17 protein-coding genes are annotated in these 15,121 nt (G+C 61.3%); 8 read left to right on the top strand and 9 right to left on the bottom strand.

Going from position 1 to position 15,121, the window contains the following annotated elements:
* Positions 1-6: 6 nt before the first annotated feature.
* The 3 genes from FPZ54_RS12400 to FPZ54_RS12410 all read right to left on the bottom strand — a co-directional run bounded on the left by FPZ54_RS12400 (position 7) and on the right by FPZ54_RS12410 (position 2,564).
* A complete protein-coding gene (locus FPZ54_RS12400) occupies positions 7-537 on the bottom strand; it encodes a hypothetical protein (protein WP_145847631.1) in 531 nt (176 codons plus the stop codon).
* Positions 534-1,460, bottom strand: a complete 927-nt coding sequence (locus FPZ54_RS12405; protein ID WP_145847633.1) for a hypothetical protein — start codon at positions 1,458-1,460, stop codon at positions 534-536. Before FPZ54_RS12405 ends, FPZ54_RS12400 begins: the two co-directional genes overlap by 4 nt.
* Positions 1,461-1,559: 99 nt before the next feature.
* Positions 1,560-2,564, bottom strand: a complete 1,005-nt coding sequence (locus FPZ54_RS12410; RefSeq protein ID WP_145847635.1) for an HNH endonuclease — start codon at positions 2,562-2,564, stop codon at positions 1,560-1,562.
* A 321-nt stretch (positions 2,565-2,885) separates the two neighbouring features.
* Between FPZ54_RS12410 and FPZ54_RS12415 the strand changes: the two genes are divergently transcribed.
* Entirely contained in the window at positions 2,886-3,188 is a 303-nt protein-coding gene (locus tag FPZ54_RS12415) for a hypothetical protein (protein ID WP_145847637.1), read from the top strand.
* A 12-nt stretch (positions 3,189-3,200) separates the two neighbouring features.
* Here FPZ54_RS12415 and FPZ54_RS12420 read toward each other — a convergent pair whose 3' ends face one another.
* Positions 3,201-3,404 carry a helix-turn-helix transcriptional regulator gene (locus FPZ54_RS12420; RefSeq protein WP_145847638.1) on the bottom strand — a complete coding sequence of 68 codons (204 nt, stop codon included), beginning with the start codon at positions 3,402-3,404 and terminating at the stop codon, positions 3,201-3,203.
* A gap of 258 nt (positions 3,405-3,662) precedes the next feature.
* On the opposite strand from FPZ54_RS12420, the gene FPZ54_RS12425 reads away from it, so the two are divergent.
* The 4 genes from FPZ54_RS12425 to FPZ54_RS12440 all read left to right on the top strand — a co-directional run bounded on the left by FPZ54_RS12425 (position 3,663) and on the right by FPZ54_RS12440 (position 6,290).
* Positions 3,663-4,142, top strand: coding sequence for a hypothetical protein (locus tag FPZ54_RS12425; protein ID WP_145847640.1), 480 nt, complete (start codon positions 3,663-3,665; stop codon positions 4,140-4,142).
* 6 nt (positions 4,143-4,148) lie between these two features.
* The gene (locus FPZ54_RS12430; RefSeq protein ID WP_145847642.1) at positions 4,149-5,048 is read left to right on the top strand and encodes an ArdC family protein; all 900 of its coding nucleotides are present in this window, start codon (positions 4,149-4,151) and stop codon (positions 5,046-5,048) included.
* Positions 5,045-5,317 (top strand): RNA polymerase sigma factor, encoded by a 273-nt coding sequence (locus FPZ54_RS12435; RefSeq protein ID WP_145847644.1) that lies wholly within the window; start codon positions 5,045-5,047, stop codon positions 5,315-5,317. Before FPZ54_RS12430 ends, FPZ54_RS12435 begins: the two co-directional genes overlap by 4 nt.
* A 70-nt stretch (positions 5,318-5,387) precedes the next feature.
* Positions 5,388-6,290 carry a HEPN domain-containing protein gene (locus FPZ54_RS12440; RefSeq protein WP_145847646.1) on the top strand — a complete coding sequence of 301 codons (903 nt, stop codon included), beginning with the start codon at positions 5,388-5,390 and terminating at the stop codon, positions 6,288-6,290.
* 26 nt (positions 6,291-6,316) lie between these two features.
* Here FPZ54_RS12440 and FPZ54_RS19895 read toward each other — a convergent pair whose 3' ends face one another.
* From FPZ54_RS19895 to FPZ54_RS12450, 3 genes are read right to left on the bottom strand one after another with little or no spacing between them, the layout of a single operon-like run.
* Positions 6,317-6,475 (bottom strand): DUF6771 family protein, encoded by a 159-nt coding sequence (locus tag FPZ54_RS19895; protein ID WP_186456755.1) that lies wholly within the window; start codon positions 6,473-6,475, stop codon positions 6,317-6,319.
* Positions 6,476-6,482: 7 nt separating this feature from the next.
* Positions 6,483-6,764: a conjugal transfer protein TraD gene (locus FPZ54_RS12445; protein WP_145847648.1), complete on the bottom strand. Its 282-nt coding sequence runs from the start codon at positions 6,762-6,764 to the stop codon at positions 6,483-6,485.
* Positions 6,727-7,050 carry a conjugal transfer protein TraD gene (locus tag FPZ54_RS12450; RefSeq protein WP_145847649.1) on the bottom strand — a complete coding sequence of 108 codons (324 nt, stop codon included), beginning with the start codon at positions 7,048-7,050 and terminating at the stop codon, positions 6,727-6,729. The genes FPZ54_RS12445 and FPZ54_RS12450 overlap by 38 nt, the downstream gene beginning before the upstream one ends.
* Positions 7,051-7,221: 171 nt before the next feature.
* Here FPZ54_RS12450 and traA point away from each other — a divergent pair, with 171 nt between their 5' ends.
* The gene (traA, locus tag FPZ54_RS12455) at positions 7,222-10,038 is read left to right on the top strand and encodes a Ti-type conjugative transfer relaxase TraA (RefSeq protein ID WP_145847651.1); all 2,817 of its coding nucleotides are present in this window, start codon (positions 7,222-7,224) and stop codon (positions 10,036-10,038) included.
* Positions 10,039-10,048: 10 nt separating this feature from the next.
* Complete coding sequence (locus FPZ54_RS12460; RefSeq protein ID WP_145847653.1) at positions 10,049-10,630, top strand: DUF6118 family protein; 582 nt, start codon at positions 10,049-10,051, stop codon at positions 10,628-10,630.
* Between the two features lie 341 nt (positions 10,631-10,971).
* Here FPZ54_RS12460 and FPZ54_RS12465 read toward each other — a convergent pair whose 3' ends face one another.
* Entirely contained in the window at positions 10,972-12,093 is a 1,122-nt protein-coding gene (locus FPZ54_RS12465) for a DUF3800 domain-containing protein (RefSeq protein WP_145847655.1), read from the bottom strand.
* Positions 12,094-12,110: 17 nt separating this feature from the next.
* Here FPZ54_RS12465 and FPZ54_RS12470 point away from each other — a divergent pair, with 17 nt between their 5' ends.
* Positions 12,111-13,712 carry an endonuclease NucS domain-containing protein gene (locus tag FPZ54_RS12470; RefSeq protein WP_145847657.1) on the top strand — a complete coding sequence of 534 codons (1,602 nt, stop codon included), beginning with the start codon at positions 12,111-12,113 and terminating at the stop codon, positions 13,710-13,712.
* Positions 13,713-13,724: 12 nt separating this feature from the next.
* Here FPZ54_RS12470 and FPZ54_RS12475 read toward each other — a convergent pair whose 3' ends face one another.
* Positions 13,725-14,852 (bottom strand): hypothetical protein, encoded by a 1,128-nt coding sequence (locus tag FPZ54_RS12475; RefSeq protein ID WP_145847658.1) that lies wholly within the window; start codon positions 14,850-14,852, stop codon positions 13,725-13,727.
* Positions 14,853-15,121 lie beyond the last annotated feature (269 nt).

Below are 15,121 nucleotides of genomic sequence, written 5' to 3' on the forward strand. Positions count from 1 at the left end.
AACGACCTATTCGGGACTGTCGCGGTATTCCTTTTGGAACAGCGCATGGGACCGCTTCACGATCATCACGAATGTCAGGATGAAGTGAGAGTAGAGCGCCACCGCAACTGCTGGCCCAATCCCTTCCCTCAGTTCTGCGACGTAGAAGATCAAGAACGCGATGAGGGCGACGCAGCTAACGATCGTGAGATAGGAGATATTCGAGTTCAGTTCGCCCAGCAGCTTACGGCGATCCTCCAATTCTACCTTTTGCGCGTCGGCTTGGCGCTTGTCCGAAGGTGCGTCCCATTTGCGCTGGAATATGGCGAATATCGCAACCTGAATGTTCAGCAGCAGCGCTAGAAAGATGCCGAAGAAAGTAATGGAGACGTTATAGCCTTCGGGCTTCACCTTGAAGCAAAACGCATAGGCAGCAGCGCCCACCACGATCGGTAGGGCGTAGAACACGATCACATCGACATAGTTCGTCCGGTTCGATTGAGCATCGTACAGCGTTGCCCAATGATCGCGAACAATCGAGGCGACGTTGATCTTCACTCCTTCGAACCCTCCATCGTGTCGTAAAAGTCGCGCAGGATCGTATCGGATTCCTTCTTCAGCGACTCGAACGTGGGATGCCCATCGGAACCGCGAACGATCACATCGGTAACGTCGATTACACCCGCATCGCCAGTGAAACCTAGCACGCCAACGCGCCGCGTCCGATTTCCGACGCGAATTTCCGCAACAGCCTCGGGGAAGTCGATCCCATCATGCGTGATGACGCTTTTCGCACCCCCGCTTTTGACTGAATTTAGCAGCGAAGTGAGATCACCGAGATTCCTACGTCGCCGCGCGGACATGATAATTTCGAAGTCGATCGGCTCGGGCGAAGGGTTATCAAAATAGCGATCCGCAATGTCACTCGGCGCCTTCCGCTTGATAAGTCGAAGCTGCTTCACCGGGGCCGAATAATAGGCGCTTCCTTTCGCATCGTTCGGCAACAGCTTCTTGAAGCTTAGAATATGGTTGGGATTCGCGTTCTCGAACGCCTCCTTCATTTTCGTCATAACCAAGCCGATACAGGACCGCCCTTGGAATGACTGGAACGCTGCGAAGCCGAACGAGCTGTTCTCCGGACACCAAAATTCGTAGAAAAGCGGGATTTCCTCGATATCGGTCGTTTTGCGCCGATAGTTGTGTTCCTTGGTCTTGGTGTCGATGAAATTGCTCTCGAAGCCGAAGGTGCCGTAATGGACATAGCCCTGGCTGTTCCCCGGACCATCCTCGTCCTTTTCCTCGAAATACCAGCTGCGCTCCAAGGCGTCGTTCTGCACAACGGTGCTATGCAGCTTCATGAACGCGGCGATGAAATCGGGGACGGACTGGCTTAGGTCGTCGTCATCGAAGGCAACAAGCGACGGGTTCCCGCGTGCGTGAACACCAATCCGGTAAACTCGCAGTCCGATAGCACTTGCCATAGTATGCCCTGTTCCTTACCCGAAACAGGTTTGGCAGATAAGTACTGATGTACGCAAATGCTAATAACCAGCCGGAATGGACGAAAAAGCAGCGTCGAACTACCCACCGATCTCAAGTTTGAAGGCCGCCTTTAGTTCGGCAAGGGTGAGCGGAACACGGCGACGATGGGCCATGCGATGACAGTTCGCGCATAGCAACGCCAAGTCGGACAGCTTCGTCTTGGCGCCTGGATTCATCATGTGGACAGGGTTGACGTGATGGACTTCGATAAACTCCGCGCCTAGCGCCCCATAAGCTGCTTCAAAATCAAAGCCGCAGACTTCGCAGGAAAAATCACCAGCTAGTTTCGCGGCCTTTCGCTTTTCCGCCACTAGGCGAGGATCGCGCTCATACCGCTTGTGGAGTCGAACGATCACGCCGCCTTCCTCGCCTTCGTATGGCTCCACTGTGGGCAACTTCGCGACTGCGGCTTCGTTCGCGCTCGATACGGCATCGCGGATCGCTTTTGCATCGGCGGCGAGTTCGGCGCGGCGCTCGGCATATTCTGCCCACACTATCTTTTCGAGCGAACCGCCCGACTTCATGCCTACCTTGCCCTGCGCCGTATATGTCGGATCGAGCGCCCGAAGGTTCATCATCTTCAGATAGACGCCATCGGTATTGCGAAAGGTCGCGCTCGCGGTGCCGCCCGCAATCCGGTGCATCTTGTTCAGTAAGTTGGACAGTGTCGCAACCGCCGCACTCGTTTTGCCGGGCGGGTTCGCGGGGTTGGTGAAATATAGGTCGAGCGCCAGTGTCAGTTCGTCACGAATCCAGTCCGGATTTCGGCCCGGTGTTTCAACTTCAAAGCCAAGTTGCCGCAGCTTCCGGACTACGTGACCTTCGCCGCCGCTGAAGGCCGGTGCCGATAAGGGGTGTCCATCGATATGCTTATGGGCTGCGCTCGCGATGGCCTTTGACGGGTAGCGCTGCCCATCCTGTATGATCCAGTACCGCTTCGCATCTGCAAAGCCGTAGTTCGCTAGGAATGCCGCTTTGCCGATATCATCGTATTCGGCGATTGCCTTCAAGACTGCTTCGGAAGTCAAATTCGCTAGGCTCATGGTCTAACCATCGCAAAAAAGCTGGGCGAATCAACTGGCGATCCCATGCGGGCATTTTAGGTGGGGCGGCCAAGATCTCTGCCAACATATCTAATAAAAAACAGTTCACCACGGCTTTTGGACCATTCAGTCCGTCTGCTGAACGACCGATATTAGGGCGCTAAGCGGGCGAGATTCCTACAGCGCTGTCGCCTGGGTGTTCGCGGGGCGCGTGTTCACAGATCGATAAGCAGCCAACCCTATTCATGAACCGATGCAGGCGGTGATCACCCTTGAGCGATTTCAACAGATCGCGAGAGTTCGCGCCATGGGAGCGCTGTGATGTCGCTCAAAAATGCGGATGAGTTTCGCTCGAGCCTGAAGCAACGGGCGGAGGCAGCGAAGGGGCTCGAGAAGGACCTGCTGACCGAGGTGCCGCAGCTTTACGGTTCGCCTGACTGCCTTGCACCACATGGCGATCCCGGGATCTCGTTAGCGAAGATCCATCGCGACGAGTTGAAGCGGCGCAATGGTGGGGGCGTTCCCGAATCCGCGACAAAGCGTTCAGATGTGCAGCTTCCGTTTGAGCGTGCTCTCCCCATCTTTGCGCTGATCGCGATCGCGCTGCTATTCTTCTCTGACTAGCGAGTCCGGCGTTCAATCTTCGACGTGATAGAACATCGGATTGCGGAGCCAGGCGTCGATCGCGGACTCCCGCCAACCGGCGCAGCGCGTGCTAATCTGGAGGTTCTTCGGGAACGTGCCGTTCTGCATCTTGCGGTACATTGTGGAGCGGCTGAGCCCGGTACGGTCGAGAACCGTGTTGATGCGGAGAATGCGGTCAGGGGTGTCGGTTTGCATTGCTATATCCTTGCACTGTCTGCGTCTGACTGGTGCCCCCGGAGCTAATTTGGGCGGAAATCCGCGCCTCTGAACAGACCCTCTCAGGTGTCAGGAGGGGTCTGTGCGGTGTCTGCGCGCACAAACGTGCCCTGGCGTGGGTTGGCTGTTCGAGGGGTGAAGTCTCAAGGCGTCTCACGCGTGGCGTGACCGCGCTCTACGCCGCTTTCGCGACGCCGAGTCGCTCTGCGGCGTCTCGGCCCTCCGGGTGACGATCGCGTGACGCGGGCGGCCGGTGCCGGGAAGTGGAACGCGATAGCTGATGAGCGTGCGCTGGCGGACTTCTGCGAAGCCGCCAGGGTCCGCAGCGCCTTTGTTCGTCGCGTGGCACACTCGATCCGGTCGGAGGGCGCGGCGGCGGCTGGCGCACAGCTGCGCGCGCACGCCGCCGCGACGGCCGTCCGGCTTCGAGAGTGCGTGATTGTGCAGCTCTTTGGAGCTGAGCAGCGCTGCGCGCTGATTGCTGCGGTCACCGCGCCGCGGCGCGGTGGCGTTGGCCTGCGGCACGCGATCTGGCGGAGGTGGGCGTCGCTACCCTTTGAACCCGCCGCGGCGTGCCGCAACCCCGGCTTCGCCGGGGTCCTACACTTCGTTTCGGCCCTCCGGGTGCGGCCCGCCTCGATCGGCGGGATCGCCGGTCCGCTCCTGCCGCCCACCCCCGCCATTCCGGCACCGGTTGCGGTGGTTTTGAAGGAGTGAGAGGCGATGAAGACCGGGAACGAGCGCGCGAGCCTTTATGCCGAGGTGACGGCGCGGGTGATTGCCGAGCTGGAGCAAGGGCGGCTGCCATGGGTGCAGCCTTGGGATGCGGCGTCGTGCGCGTGCACCATGCCCGCAAATGCCGTGACCGGGCGGCGTTATTCGGGGATCAATGTACTGGTCCTGTGGGCTGCTGTGATTGAAGGCGGCTATGCGTCGCAGCGCTGGCTGACCTTCAAGCAGGCACAGGCAGCGGGCGGCAATGTCCGTAAGGGCGAGCGCGGAACGACCGTCTGTTATGCCGATCGTTTCACCCCGAAGGACGAGGCGGAACGCGCGCGCGACGAGGATCGCGAGGCGCGGCAGCTGGCGTTCCTGAAGCGGTTCACAGTGTTCAACGTTGCGCAGTGTGAGGGATTGCCGGAGCAGCTTGTCGAGTTGCCCGAACTTCCGGCCGAGGCCGATATTGTGCCGCAGGTTCGCAGCCTGATCGAGGCCAGCGGTGCGGACTTCCGGGTTGGCGGGGGCGAGGCCTATTATTCGCCGGGTGGCGACTATGTCGCAGTGCCGCCGCAGTCAGCCTTCGGCGAGCCAATCAACTGGTATCGGACCGCGTTGCATGAGCTTGGGCATTGGACCGGACACAGCAGCCGGTTGGACCGCAACCAGCGCGGCGGGTTCGGCAGTGCCGATTATGCCCGTGAGGAGCTTGTCGCCGAGATGGCGAGCGCATTCGCTTGTGCGTCGCTGGCGATCGCGCCGACCGTTCGGCATGCTGATTACATCGGATCGTGGCTTACCGTGCTGCGCGACGACGAGCGCGCGATCTTCCGCGCGGCGAGTGCAGCCAGCAAGGCGGCGGACTATCTGCTCGCCTTTGCGCCTTCCGGGGAGGCGCTGTCATGAGCGAGCGCCCTACCGAAGCTGAGATCATCGAACGGCTGGAGGCCGGGTTGCAGCGCATGCCGAAGCGGCAGCGCGAAATCTTCCTCGCGATCCGGTTGGACGACCTGTCCTATGCCGAAATCGCCGAGCGGACCGGGCTCAGCGCCGAACAGGTCGAGCAGCATTTCGCCCAGAGCATGCTCGCACTTCGCGACGTGCTCGACGGAAGTCCGCCTGTCTCGTGGTGGCAGCGCATCCTGCGGCGGGTCGCCGAAAGGCAAAGGCGATGACGATCACGCAGTCTCGCCGACCAAGTCGGCGAGGCTGTCCCAAGCAACTTCCTGCCGTTAGGATGCCCGCATGCAAACCAGCGTCGACCATCTTCCATCGACCAAGCAGCGCGAGCTGGAGCGCATCGTCCAGATTTTGTTTGCCGAGTTCGAGGACGCGACCGCGCTCGCTACGCAGAAGTGGAAGAAGCAGGGACGCATCCTCAAGGTTATCCTGTACGGCTCCTACGCGCGGGGCGACTGGGTCGAGGATCCGGTCGGGGGCTATTATTCCGACTATGATATTCTGGTCGTTGTCAGCGACGACCGGCTCACCGACCCGGTAGAATATTGGGCAAAGGCGGATGATCATTTTGTCCGCGAGGTGACCATCTCCAAGCGGATCAGCGCGCCGGTCGCGTTCATCGTTCACAGCCTTGCGGATGTGAACGATCAGCTGATGCGCGGTCGCCCGTTTTTCATCGACGCGATCGAGCAAGGCGTCGTGCTCTACGAGGCAGACGGCTATCCCTTTGCGACGCCCCAACCGCTCACCGAAGAAGCGGCCAGAGCCGAGGCGCAAAAGTACTTTGATGAGTGGTTTCCCGCCGCAACGAAGCGCTTCGAGGGCGCCCGCTTCTATATGGAGAAGGGCTACTTCAAGGACGCTGCATTCGATCTCCACCAGACCGCTGAGCGTCTTTACCACTGCGTGCTGCTGACCCTAACGCTGTACAGCCCCAAATCGCACAAGCTGAACTTTTTGCGCGCGCAGGCAGAGCCGCTCATCCACGAGCTGATCGCCGTCTGGCCGCGCGACACCAAGTTTGCGCGGCGTTGCTTTGAACTACTTCAGCAGGCCTATGTGAATGCGCGCTATTCGCCGCACTACAAGATAGCGCCGGAGGAGCTGGATTGGCTCGCGGAACGCGTAGAGCTTTTGCAGAAGACCGTTCGCGACGTTTGCGAACGGCGGCTCGCGCCGCGCGACTGATCGCGCGGCGCTCGCGTTTCAGCCCTTCAGGACCCCGCCCGTCGCAGCGCGTCCGCCAGCATTGCGGCGAACGCTTCCTCTGCCTGTGTGCGGGCGCTCTGGTCCTTCGCTGTCAGGTCGCGGCGGACCCATTCCGGCGCGCGCTTGAGAAAGGCGAGGATCGTCGCTTCGAGGTCTTCGGTCATCGGCGGGCTATGCGCGGGGTTCGCGCTCGGGAGCAAGTGTGTCGAACGCCCGCTTGCCGCGCCGCCACCAAAGCAGCAGCGCTTTGTCCCGATCCTCGCTGCGCAACCTGGCTGCCGCATCAACGAGCAATCCGAAGATCACTGCGCGATCGTCATCAGTAAGCTCGATCAGCCCGGCCTTGGCGACGAGCCCGCCAAGTTCGATCAGCTGACGCGTTCGCTCGCGGCGCTTCACCACCCAGTCCCGCTTGTCATCGCGCGCGATCCTGGCGCTGCGGCGGTTGCGCATCGCTGTGGTTCGTCGAAGCGCCGCGCGTGTCGCTGCCAGCGCTCCCGCGAGCCTTGCGCGATCCTTGAAAGAAGGTCGCGCCGCGCTTGCGCCAGCCCTCCTTTGTAGTCGCATCGTTGGACTCCACAGCGGCGAGCAGAACGCCTGCCAGTTGCTCGACCGGCAGGCTGTCGGCACCGGTCGCCACTACCAGCTCGCCGAGTTGGTGCAGGCGCCGCTCCTTGAGCAGCTTCGTCTTCTCGTCGAGCGCCTTCAGTTCCGAATCATAGTCGCGGGGTTTGCGCATCACACCCTCCTCAATTGTCATTGTGGAATGCCTCAGTTAGGTACTGTGTCGATCATCGCAAACGTCGTGAAATATCTTGGGACAACTATTTCCCGAGAAAGATGAATTCTTTCGAGGGCGCGCTTATACGTTGTACCAACGTCGCTTATTTAGTGTATGTGGATTGCCGTCATGGCGATCTACCATTTCTCGGCCAAGGTCATCTCGCGCGCTGCCGGATCATCGGCGCTGGCGTCTGCGGCGTATCGCTCGGCTTCGCGGCTGCACGACCAGCGGCTCGATCGGCACCATGACTTCTCGAACAAGGCTGGCGTCGTCCATTCCGAGGTGATGCTGCCCGATGGCGCGCCGGAGCACCTCTCCGACCGCGAGCAGCTGTGGAACGCGGTCGAGGTCGCCGAGCTGCGCAAGGACGCGCAGCTTGCCCGCGAGATCGAGTTCGCGATTCCTCGAGAGATGTCCAAGGAACAGGGCATTAAACTCGCCCGCGACTTCGTCCGTGACGAGTTCGTTGATCGCGGGATGATCGCCGATCTCAATGTGCATTGGGATATCGGTGCCGACGGCCTCGCCAAGCCACATGCGCACGTAATGCTCACCATGCGCGAGGTGGGCGAGGAAGGGTTCGGCAAGAAGAACCGCGACTGGAACCGCACCGATCTGCTCGAGAAATGGCGCGAGCGCTGGAGCGAGCACGTTAACGAACGGCTCGCCCAGTTGGATATCGACGCGCGGATCGATCATCGGTCCTTGGAAGCGCAGGGCATCGACCTTGAGCCACAGCACAAGATCGGCCCGGCAGCGTCGCGGATGGCGGCGCAGGACCTGGAGTCCGAGCGCGCCGCCGAGCATCTCGAAATCGCGCGCTCCAATGGCGACAAGATCATCGCCCACCCGGGCCTGGCGCTCGACGCGATCACGCGCACACAGGCAACCTTCACGACGCGTGACCTCGCGATGTTCGCGCATCGGCATAGCGACGGGAAAGACCAGTTCGACCGCGTGATGGCTGCTGTGCGCGGCGCGCCTGAGCTGGTCGCACTCGGCAAGGACGGGCGTGGTGAGGATCGCTTCACCAGCCGCGACATGATCGAGACCGAGCAGCGGCTCGAACGCGCGACCAGCGTCCTGGCAAATCGCGACCGGCACACCGTCGCCGAGCGCCATCGCGATATAGCTATGGCGCGCGCAGCGGCGCGTGGCATGTTCCTGTCGCCCGAGCAGCGCAGCGCGTTCGAGCACGTCACCGATGCGAAGGGGTTGGGTGTCGTCGTTGGGTGCGCGGGCACGGGCAAATCTGCGATGCTCGGCGTCGCGCGCGAGGCTTGGGAAAGCGCGGGCTATTCGGTGCACGGCATCGCGCTATCCGGCATTGCTACTGAGAATCTGGAAAGCGGATCGGGCATCGCGTCACGCACCATCGCGGGCCTGGAACATCAATGGGCGCAGGATCGCGAGCTGCTTACCAGCCGCGACGTGCTGGTGATCGACGAAGCCGGGATGATCGGTACGCGGCAGATGGAGCGTGTTATCTCCGAGGCCGAGAAGCGGGGTGCCAAGGTCGTGCTGGTCGGCGATCCGGAGCAGCTCCAGGCGATCGAGGCGGGCGCGGCGTTCCGCGCCACTGCCGAGCGGCACGGCAGCGTTGAGATCACCCAGATCCGCCGCCAGCGCGAGGACTGGCAGCGCGATGCCACCCGGCAGCTGGCGACCGGGCGAACCGCCGAAGCGATCGAGGCGTACGACCAGCATGGCAACATTTATGTTGCCGAGAGTCGCGACGAAGCGCGTAGCAATCTGGTCGATCGCTGGGATCGGGATCGTGCCGCGTCACCAGGTGCGACGCGCATCATTCTCACCCACACCAATGACGAGGTCCGCGAACTCAACATCGCTGCGCGCGAGCGGCTTCGCGCTGGTGGTGAACTCGGCGAGGACGTCGCTATCCGCACCGAGCGCGGCGGACGGGAATTCGCCACCGGTGACCGGGTGATGTTCCTCAAGAATGAGCGCGGCGTTGGCGTGAAGAACGGCACGCTCGGAACCGTTGAGACGGTAACGCGAAGCAGAATGGCGGTGATGCTGGACGATGGGCGCTCGGTCGCATTTGACGTGAAGGACTATGCGGATATCGATCACGGCTACGCCGCGACTGTGCATAAGGCGCAGGGTGTGACGGTCGATCGCGTGCATGTGCTGGCGACGCCAGGACTAGACCGGCACGCCGCCTATGTCGCGCTATCGAGGCATCGCGATCACGTCGATTTTCACTACGGGCGCGACGACTTCGCCGATCGCGGAAAGCTGGTCCGCGCGCTGTCGCGAGAACGCGGGAAAGACATGGCTTCGGACTACACCCGAGCGCCCGAACCGGCGGCGGCAAAGCCGGTGCTATCGCGCAGCCGGTTCGCTGGCTTGAAGCTCAAGCCGATCTCAGTTGAGCGGCAGGTGACGCCGCTCGAAATGGCGGTCGAAAGATATGGGCGGGCCGCCGCAGATATCGTGCGGATGCGCCGGATGAACCTTGGCGTGCTGGAGCATCAGAAGCTCGCGTTCACCGAGGCGGGACGCGCACTCGATTCTATCCAGCGCGATGGCGCGAAGGATTTGCGCAGCGCGATGAACGCCAAACCTGAGCTGATCGAACAGGTGGCTAACGGAAAGACCGCTGCTGCGATCCGCGCCATGGCACTCGAAGCGGAAATCCGGATCGACACCGCGCAGCGTGCCGACCGTTTTGTCGCGGAGTGGCAGCAGAAGAGCCGAAAGCTTCAGGCCTTTAATCGCACCGGCGATTACGAAGCGCTCCGTCGCACCCAGGACAGCATGGTTGGTATGGCGAAGAGCCTGCAACGCGACCCGCAGCTCGAGTCGCTGCTCCGAAATCGGGTCAAGGACCTCGGAATCAGAAGCCCCAGCGGGGCTTCATTGTCTCATGATCTCCAGGGAATTCCCAGCCTCTGGCGCGGTCGGGGATTGGGGAGATAGGCATGCAACTATGACCGACCATCTCCCAGAATCCGCTCCGCCAGATGACATCGCAGAAGCCTTCGAAGCGTTGCGCGGCGAGGTCAGCCTCACGCGCCGCGCGGTTGAAGGTCTGACCGCAGCACGTGAGCGTGTGCCGGACTATGGCCCGACGCTGGGGCAAATGGCCCAGGCGCTGAAGCAGGCCACCGAGGGGATCGATCGCATCGAGCGGAGTCCTGCTGCCCGGCTATCACCTGCGGCGCTGGCCGACGAAATCCGCAAGGCGAGTGTTGAAGCGCGAGCCGAGGATCGCGCGCTGTTGCGTGAGGCGCGGGATGGGCTGACCCGATCCATCGGGCGCATCGATGGGGTCATCGACCGTGGGCAGGCGGCGGACCGCCAGCTGCGGCGGCTTATCTGGAGCGGTGTGGGCGGCGCACTGGGCGGCATCTTGTTGATGATGATCTTGCCAGGTGCGGTCGCGCGGTCGCTTCCTGCCAGCTGGCATGTACCCGAGTGGATGGCTGCCCGCACGATCGGGCTGGACCAACGAGCGGCGGGCGAGCGGATGATCGCCACCTCTGAAAAGTCAGACGCTGAAGGCAATTAGGCGTCCTAATCTCAGCCGTTCAGCTTGACTCTGCCCGATCCTGAAACCTGCCGTCCGCTCGCCCGCCCTGACCGCCCGCCGGAGTGGCCGGCTTTGGGACTTAGCGCGCTGTCCGGTGTTGAACGTTGGGCCGAGGAAAACACACGTTCCGAGTTTGGTCTAACGGCAGCTTTGGCAGCAGCGGATGGGACATACCGACTGTTGCTTTCGCAAACAGAAGCCAGGGAATCGCTGTATTCGTAACATCTAGGCCACCAGCGCTCCCCCCACATCGGTTAAGCTGGATCAGGCTGGCCACAATATTGCGCGACTATCTGGAGCTTGAGATACGCGCTAGACAGCTACATGCCCCCGGTGGAAACGTTGAGCACGAAATCAGCACGCTGCTGGTCTTCGGCAGAGATCACATATTGCGCAAAAGCCGGGCACTCGTCCGTCGACCGGTCAAGCAAACGCGAAAGCAGCTTCAGGCTGCGACGCTGCCGATCGGACAGCTCAGCCATGTCCTCAGCCAACTCGTCGAGCGGGGTTCGATTCACATAAGTGAAAAGCTTGCCCAAAAGGCCGGCGACCAGGTCCGAAAGCTGGACCCCTTCTTCTGATTGGGAATTGGCAAATCGATAGTGGCGAAGCGGTACAGCGCCGTCACACAGGCCCAGCGCCTCAAGATAGGCCTCAATCTGCTTCTCATCGTCGAGGATATGGCGGGCATTCTTGAACAGGCAGAGCCGGTTCGAGAAGAATGTCCCGAACCCGTCGATCAGGACATTCGGCGTTTCATCTTCTAGATACGGTAGGGCGTCAAGACCACGCGCTGCCTGCAACACGCCCTTCAGCATGTAGAAGGGGAAGTGCTCGAGCATATGTTCGCGATATTCCACGAGGTCGAGCAATTCGGCGACAAAGGCCGCTCGTCGCTCGCGCCCCACATCGGGGTAACTGTATCGCCCCAGAAGCTCGGCAGTCCCATCAACATCGTCGCGAAGCACCGTGTAGAGGCTGTCCTTGATCGGCAAATGCATCGCGATGAGCCGTGGTTTGCCCATCTCCGTCAGGATAGAGTCCACGATATCGACGGTCGACCAATAAAGGACATCGGTCACCTGATAGTGGACGAGAAACCCCTGCGCCGTGAGCCAATCCAGAAATAGCTCGACCTTCTCGCACCCCAACAGCTCGCGAAACTCGCCCCCACCCAAATGCTTCAGCTTGATCTCCCTCGCTGACGGCTGAAGCCGAAAGACACGGCGCAGCTCTCCAAGATCGATGGGCCTGGGCAATCCGGGATGGACGATGCCGCCGAGCACGAAGCAGTCCGGCCTGCGAATGTTCATGCCGTCAGGCGTCAGGTGCAATTTGCGGACATTGTTCGTCTCGTCATAGTAGAACGTATAGACCTCATCGACATTCGAGAGGTCGTGAGCCGCAAGAATGGCGTCACGCAGGGGATTTACGTCGATCATCCTCTCTCGATAACGCTTTGTGCGCTAAGCACCGAGTCATGACAGTCTCCCCCCCGGAGCATGATACGAAACCGGTCCTCGGGCTCTTCGCCAACGAGGCCGAGTTCCGCGATCATCTCGCTAGCCATCTCGATCTTGTCGCAGCCAGCCTGACGCTGCTCCAAACCGAATATGGCCTCGACAATCCGAACGGTACGGGCGGGCGTATCGACATCCTGGCGCGCGACGCCTTCGATCACGTCATCTGCATTGAGATCAAGCGCAGCGACAACAGCGCACGCAGCACGCTCAACGAACTCGGCAAATATGTGACCCTCCTCGTCGAGCGTGACCGCGTGCCAAAGGAAATGATCCGCTGCATCGTTGTCTCGACCCATTGGAGTGAACTCCTCCTTCCGCTCTCCTATTTTGCCTATGCGAGCGGTGTCGATGTCACGGCGCTTCACGCAGTGGTCGAGGGTGATGCCATCATTCTGCGGCCCGTCGCACTCAAACCCCTGCAGTTTCTTCCTCAGCTCAGCCCGGACATGGATCTGATCCGTTTCGAAGCGGCCGATCCGCGCCAGCGCTATGCCGATTTCATAGTGGCCCGCGCCGTGCAGATGCCGTTCGTGCGGCTCGCGCTTTTCCTCTTCGCAGCCAAGCCGACCTTGCCCGAAGGACGCCCGGCCTTTCCAATGGTCGTCTGCGTCTGGAGAGTGCCCGACGGACTGCATGAACGCATCGAGGCCGTGACGGGCAAGAAGATCGGGTCGCACTTCCCCTACGCAGCGCCGGGCTGGGAGCCCGAAGCCGATGCGAAAGACTGGATCGGTGACGTCCCCCACGAAGACTTGCCGGAATTCGCCCATGCCTGGACGCATGGCACCCCCGAAAAGCTGCAATCGCTCGACACGCACTATACGCTCGACCGGGTTATTCGGGTCGGAGACTGGCCTAGGATCGAGGCGATCAACGACGACGCGAGATTGCTGAAAGCCGCCTTGGCTGTGTCGCCGCTCGGAGGGAGCGGACGCGCCAATCGCAACAGCTATCGCGTGATCGTCTCGCCGACCGTCGCAACATCATGGGCAATGGCGGTCGAGGGATTTCTCGACTTCATCGCATTTGAACCGCGCTGGCTGGCGGCGGCCCGCACCTATCTGGAGCAGCTTGTCGGGGCGAACATCAGCGTCGAACTGCACGCGTTCGACAAAAAGCATTTCCTCTATGCCGTCCATCAGGCGCGCTTCCACCCTGATGCGATGCTCGGCTATTTTGAGATCGTCTGCCGCGCAGGCGATACCGTGTTTAACGGCTTGCATGGCTATTACACCTGGGATGGCAGCACATGCCCCGACGATGCAGAGGCCGCAGTCTACCGGACCTATGGCGACGAAGCCCGGGCTATGTTCGCGATCTGGAGTGCCGTCGATGTTGAGCGCTACGAGATCGCCAACGCCATCCACGGGTTCATACCCGTGATCGACTGGCTCGACGAAACTGGCACCCTCAACGCAGGCCGGCCGGCCTTCCGACACACGTTGCAGGACTTTGTCAGGGCAAATCCGGACTATTGCGCGCAGATTTCTGCGGTTCTCGGGCGCTGCGGCGAATTACCAACCGACTCATCCGCTTGACGCCGATTGGGATCAGGATTCCGGCCGGATGAGCGGATATTGGCTTGCCGGATCCCAGTGCACCCCGTGATTGGTTTTCGCTTCCGGGGTCAGGAGCATGTGATAGGGCAAGGGCTCGCGCGTATTGTGCTGGCCGACCTTGTAGGATGCCGACGTTTCCTCGATCGCCCAGCTTTCATCCGACCGCGTCGTCACCTCAGGCGCTAAATATTCGCCATAGACCCAGCGCAGCCGCGTATCGTCCGGATCGAAATCCATCATCTCGAGCTTGTTGAGGAAGTGACGGACTCCATCGGTGACACTGCCCGACCAGGTCTCGACACCGACATGGACCACACCTGGTCGGTCCTTCGGAAGCTGAGCCGAAGCTTTTGCGACGGTCGCCCGGAAATGCTTTGCTTTCTTCCGCGTGGCGGCAGCTGAACCGTTTCGCCACCTCACCACGCTCGCCTGATAAACGGCGCTCGCCCAGAACGGCCGCGCCCGGCTTGGCCGCCATTTGCCGGTCATTGAATGCGCAAAATCATGATCATAGCGGCCGATCAGCAGCTCGATCATACGGCTCGAACCGAAATAGACATCGTCCTCGTCCAGCACATCATGTGCCAGCGACCAATCAATGTCGCTGATCGTGCCGATCCCGAACGCGTCACGCCAATAGTTCGGCCCTGACCCGGAGAAGCAAGCGGTGACATGCCCGGCAAGATAGTCGTCGGGAATCGTGTCGAGCTCGGCGTCGAACGCGATTTGCATGTGGATCGAGCGGCCGGCCTCTAGCGCCAGGGCATGAACTGGCCGCGCAAGAAATTCGCCCCGCGCCCGTTCCTTCGCCTCATAGCTCGACCGATCCATGCGCTTGCATTCTACCGCCCATTTGCTCCGTCCCTTCTGGACGTTGAGGTCATGGGTTTTGGCAACGCCTGGGCGTTCAGGAACGAACACGGTATCCCAGCCATCGCGATGATAAGCGAGGGCGACCAGAAGCTCGAACAATCCGCCGTCGGGTTGGCTTCGATCCGCGTTCATCAACCGTGCCGCACGATCCTCCGCGCCCGCGATCGAAAGCACACCAGGCAGCTCCTCGCCGAGACGCGTAAAGGTCGGTACTGCGCGCACGGCCTCTTCCGGAACCCAATTCATTCGGTCCGTCGCGTAGGCGTTGGCCTGAAAAATGTACCACGCGGCCGTGTCAGCCGGATCATAGAAGGGTACGGGCTTGCCCCGCGCCCAGCTCTCCTTCGCCCCGAGAAACCGGTCGCGGGTCGCCGCGAGCCTTTTCGCCCACGTGCGCCGGTTCGCGAGCTCAGCGAGCCAGGCGCATGCGAGCAGCACCCTGTCGTCGCGCCAGTCCCAGCCTGTCTCAGGGGCGGTCCATGAAGGATCTTCCGGGCTTATCCGCATTCTTGTCC

This window comes from Sphingomonas suaedae (assembly GCF_007833215.1).
GTDB lineage: Bacteria > Pseudomonadota > Alphaproteobacteria > Sphingomonadales > Sphingomonadaceae > Sphingomonas > Sphingomonas suaedae.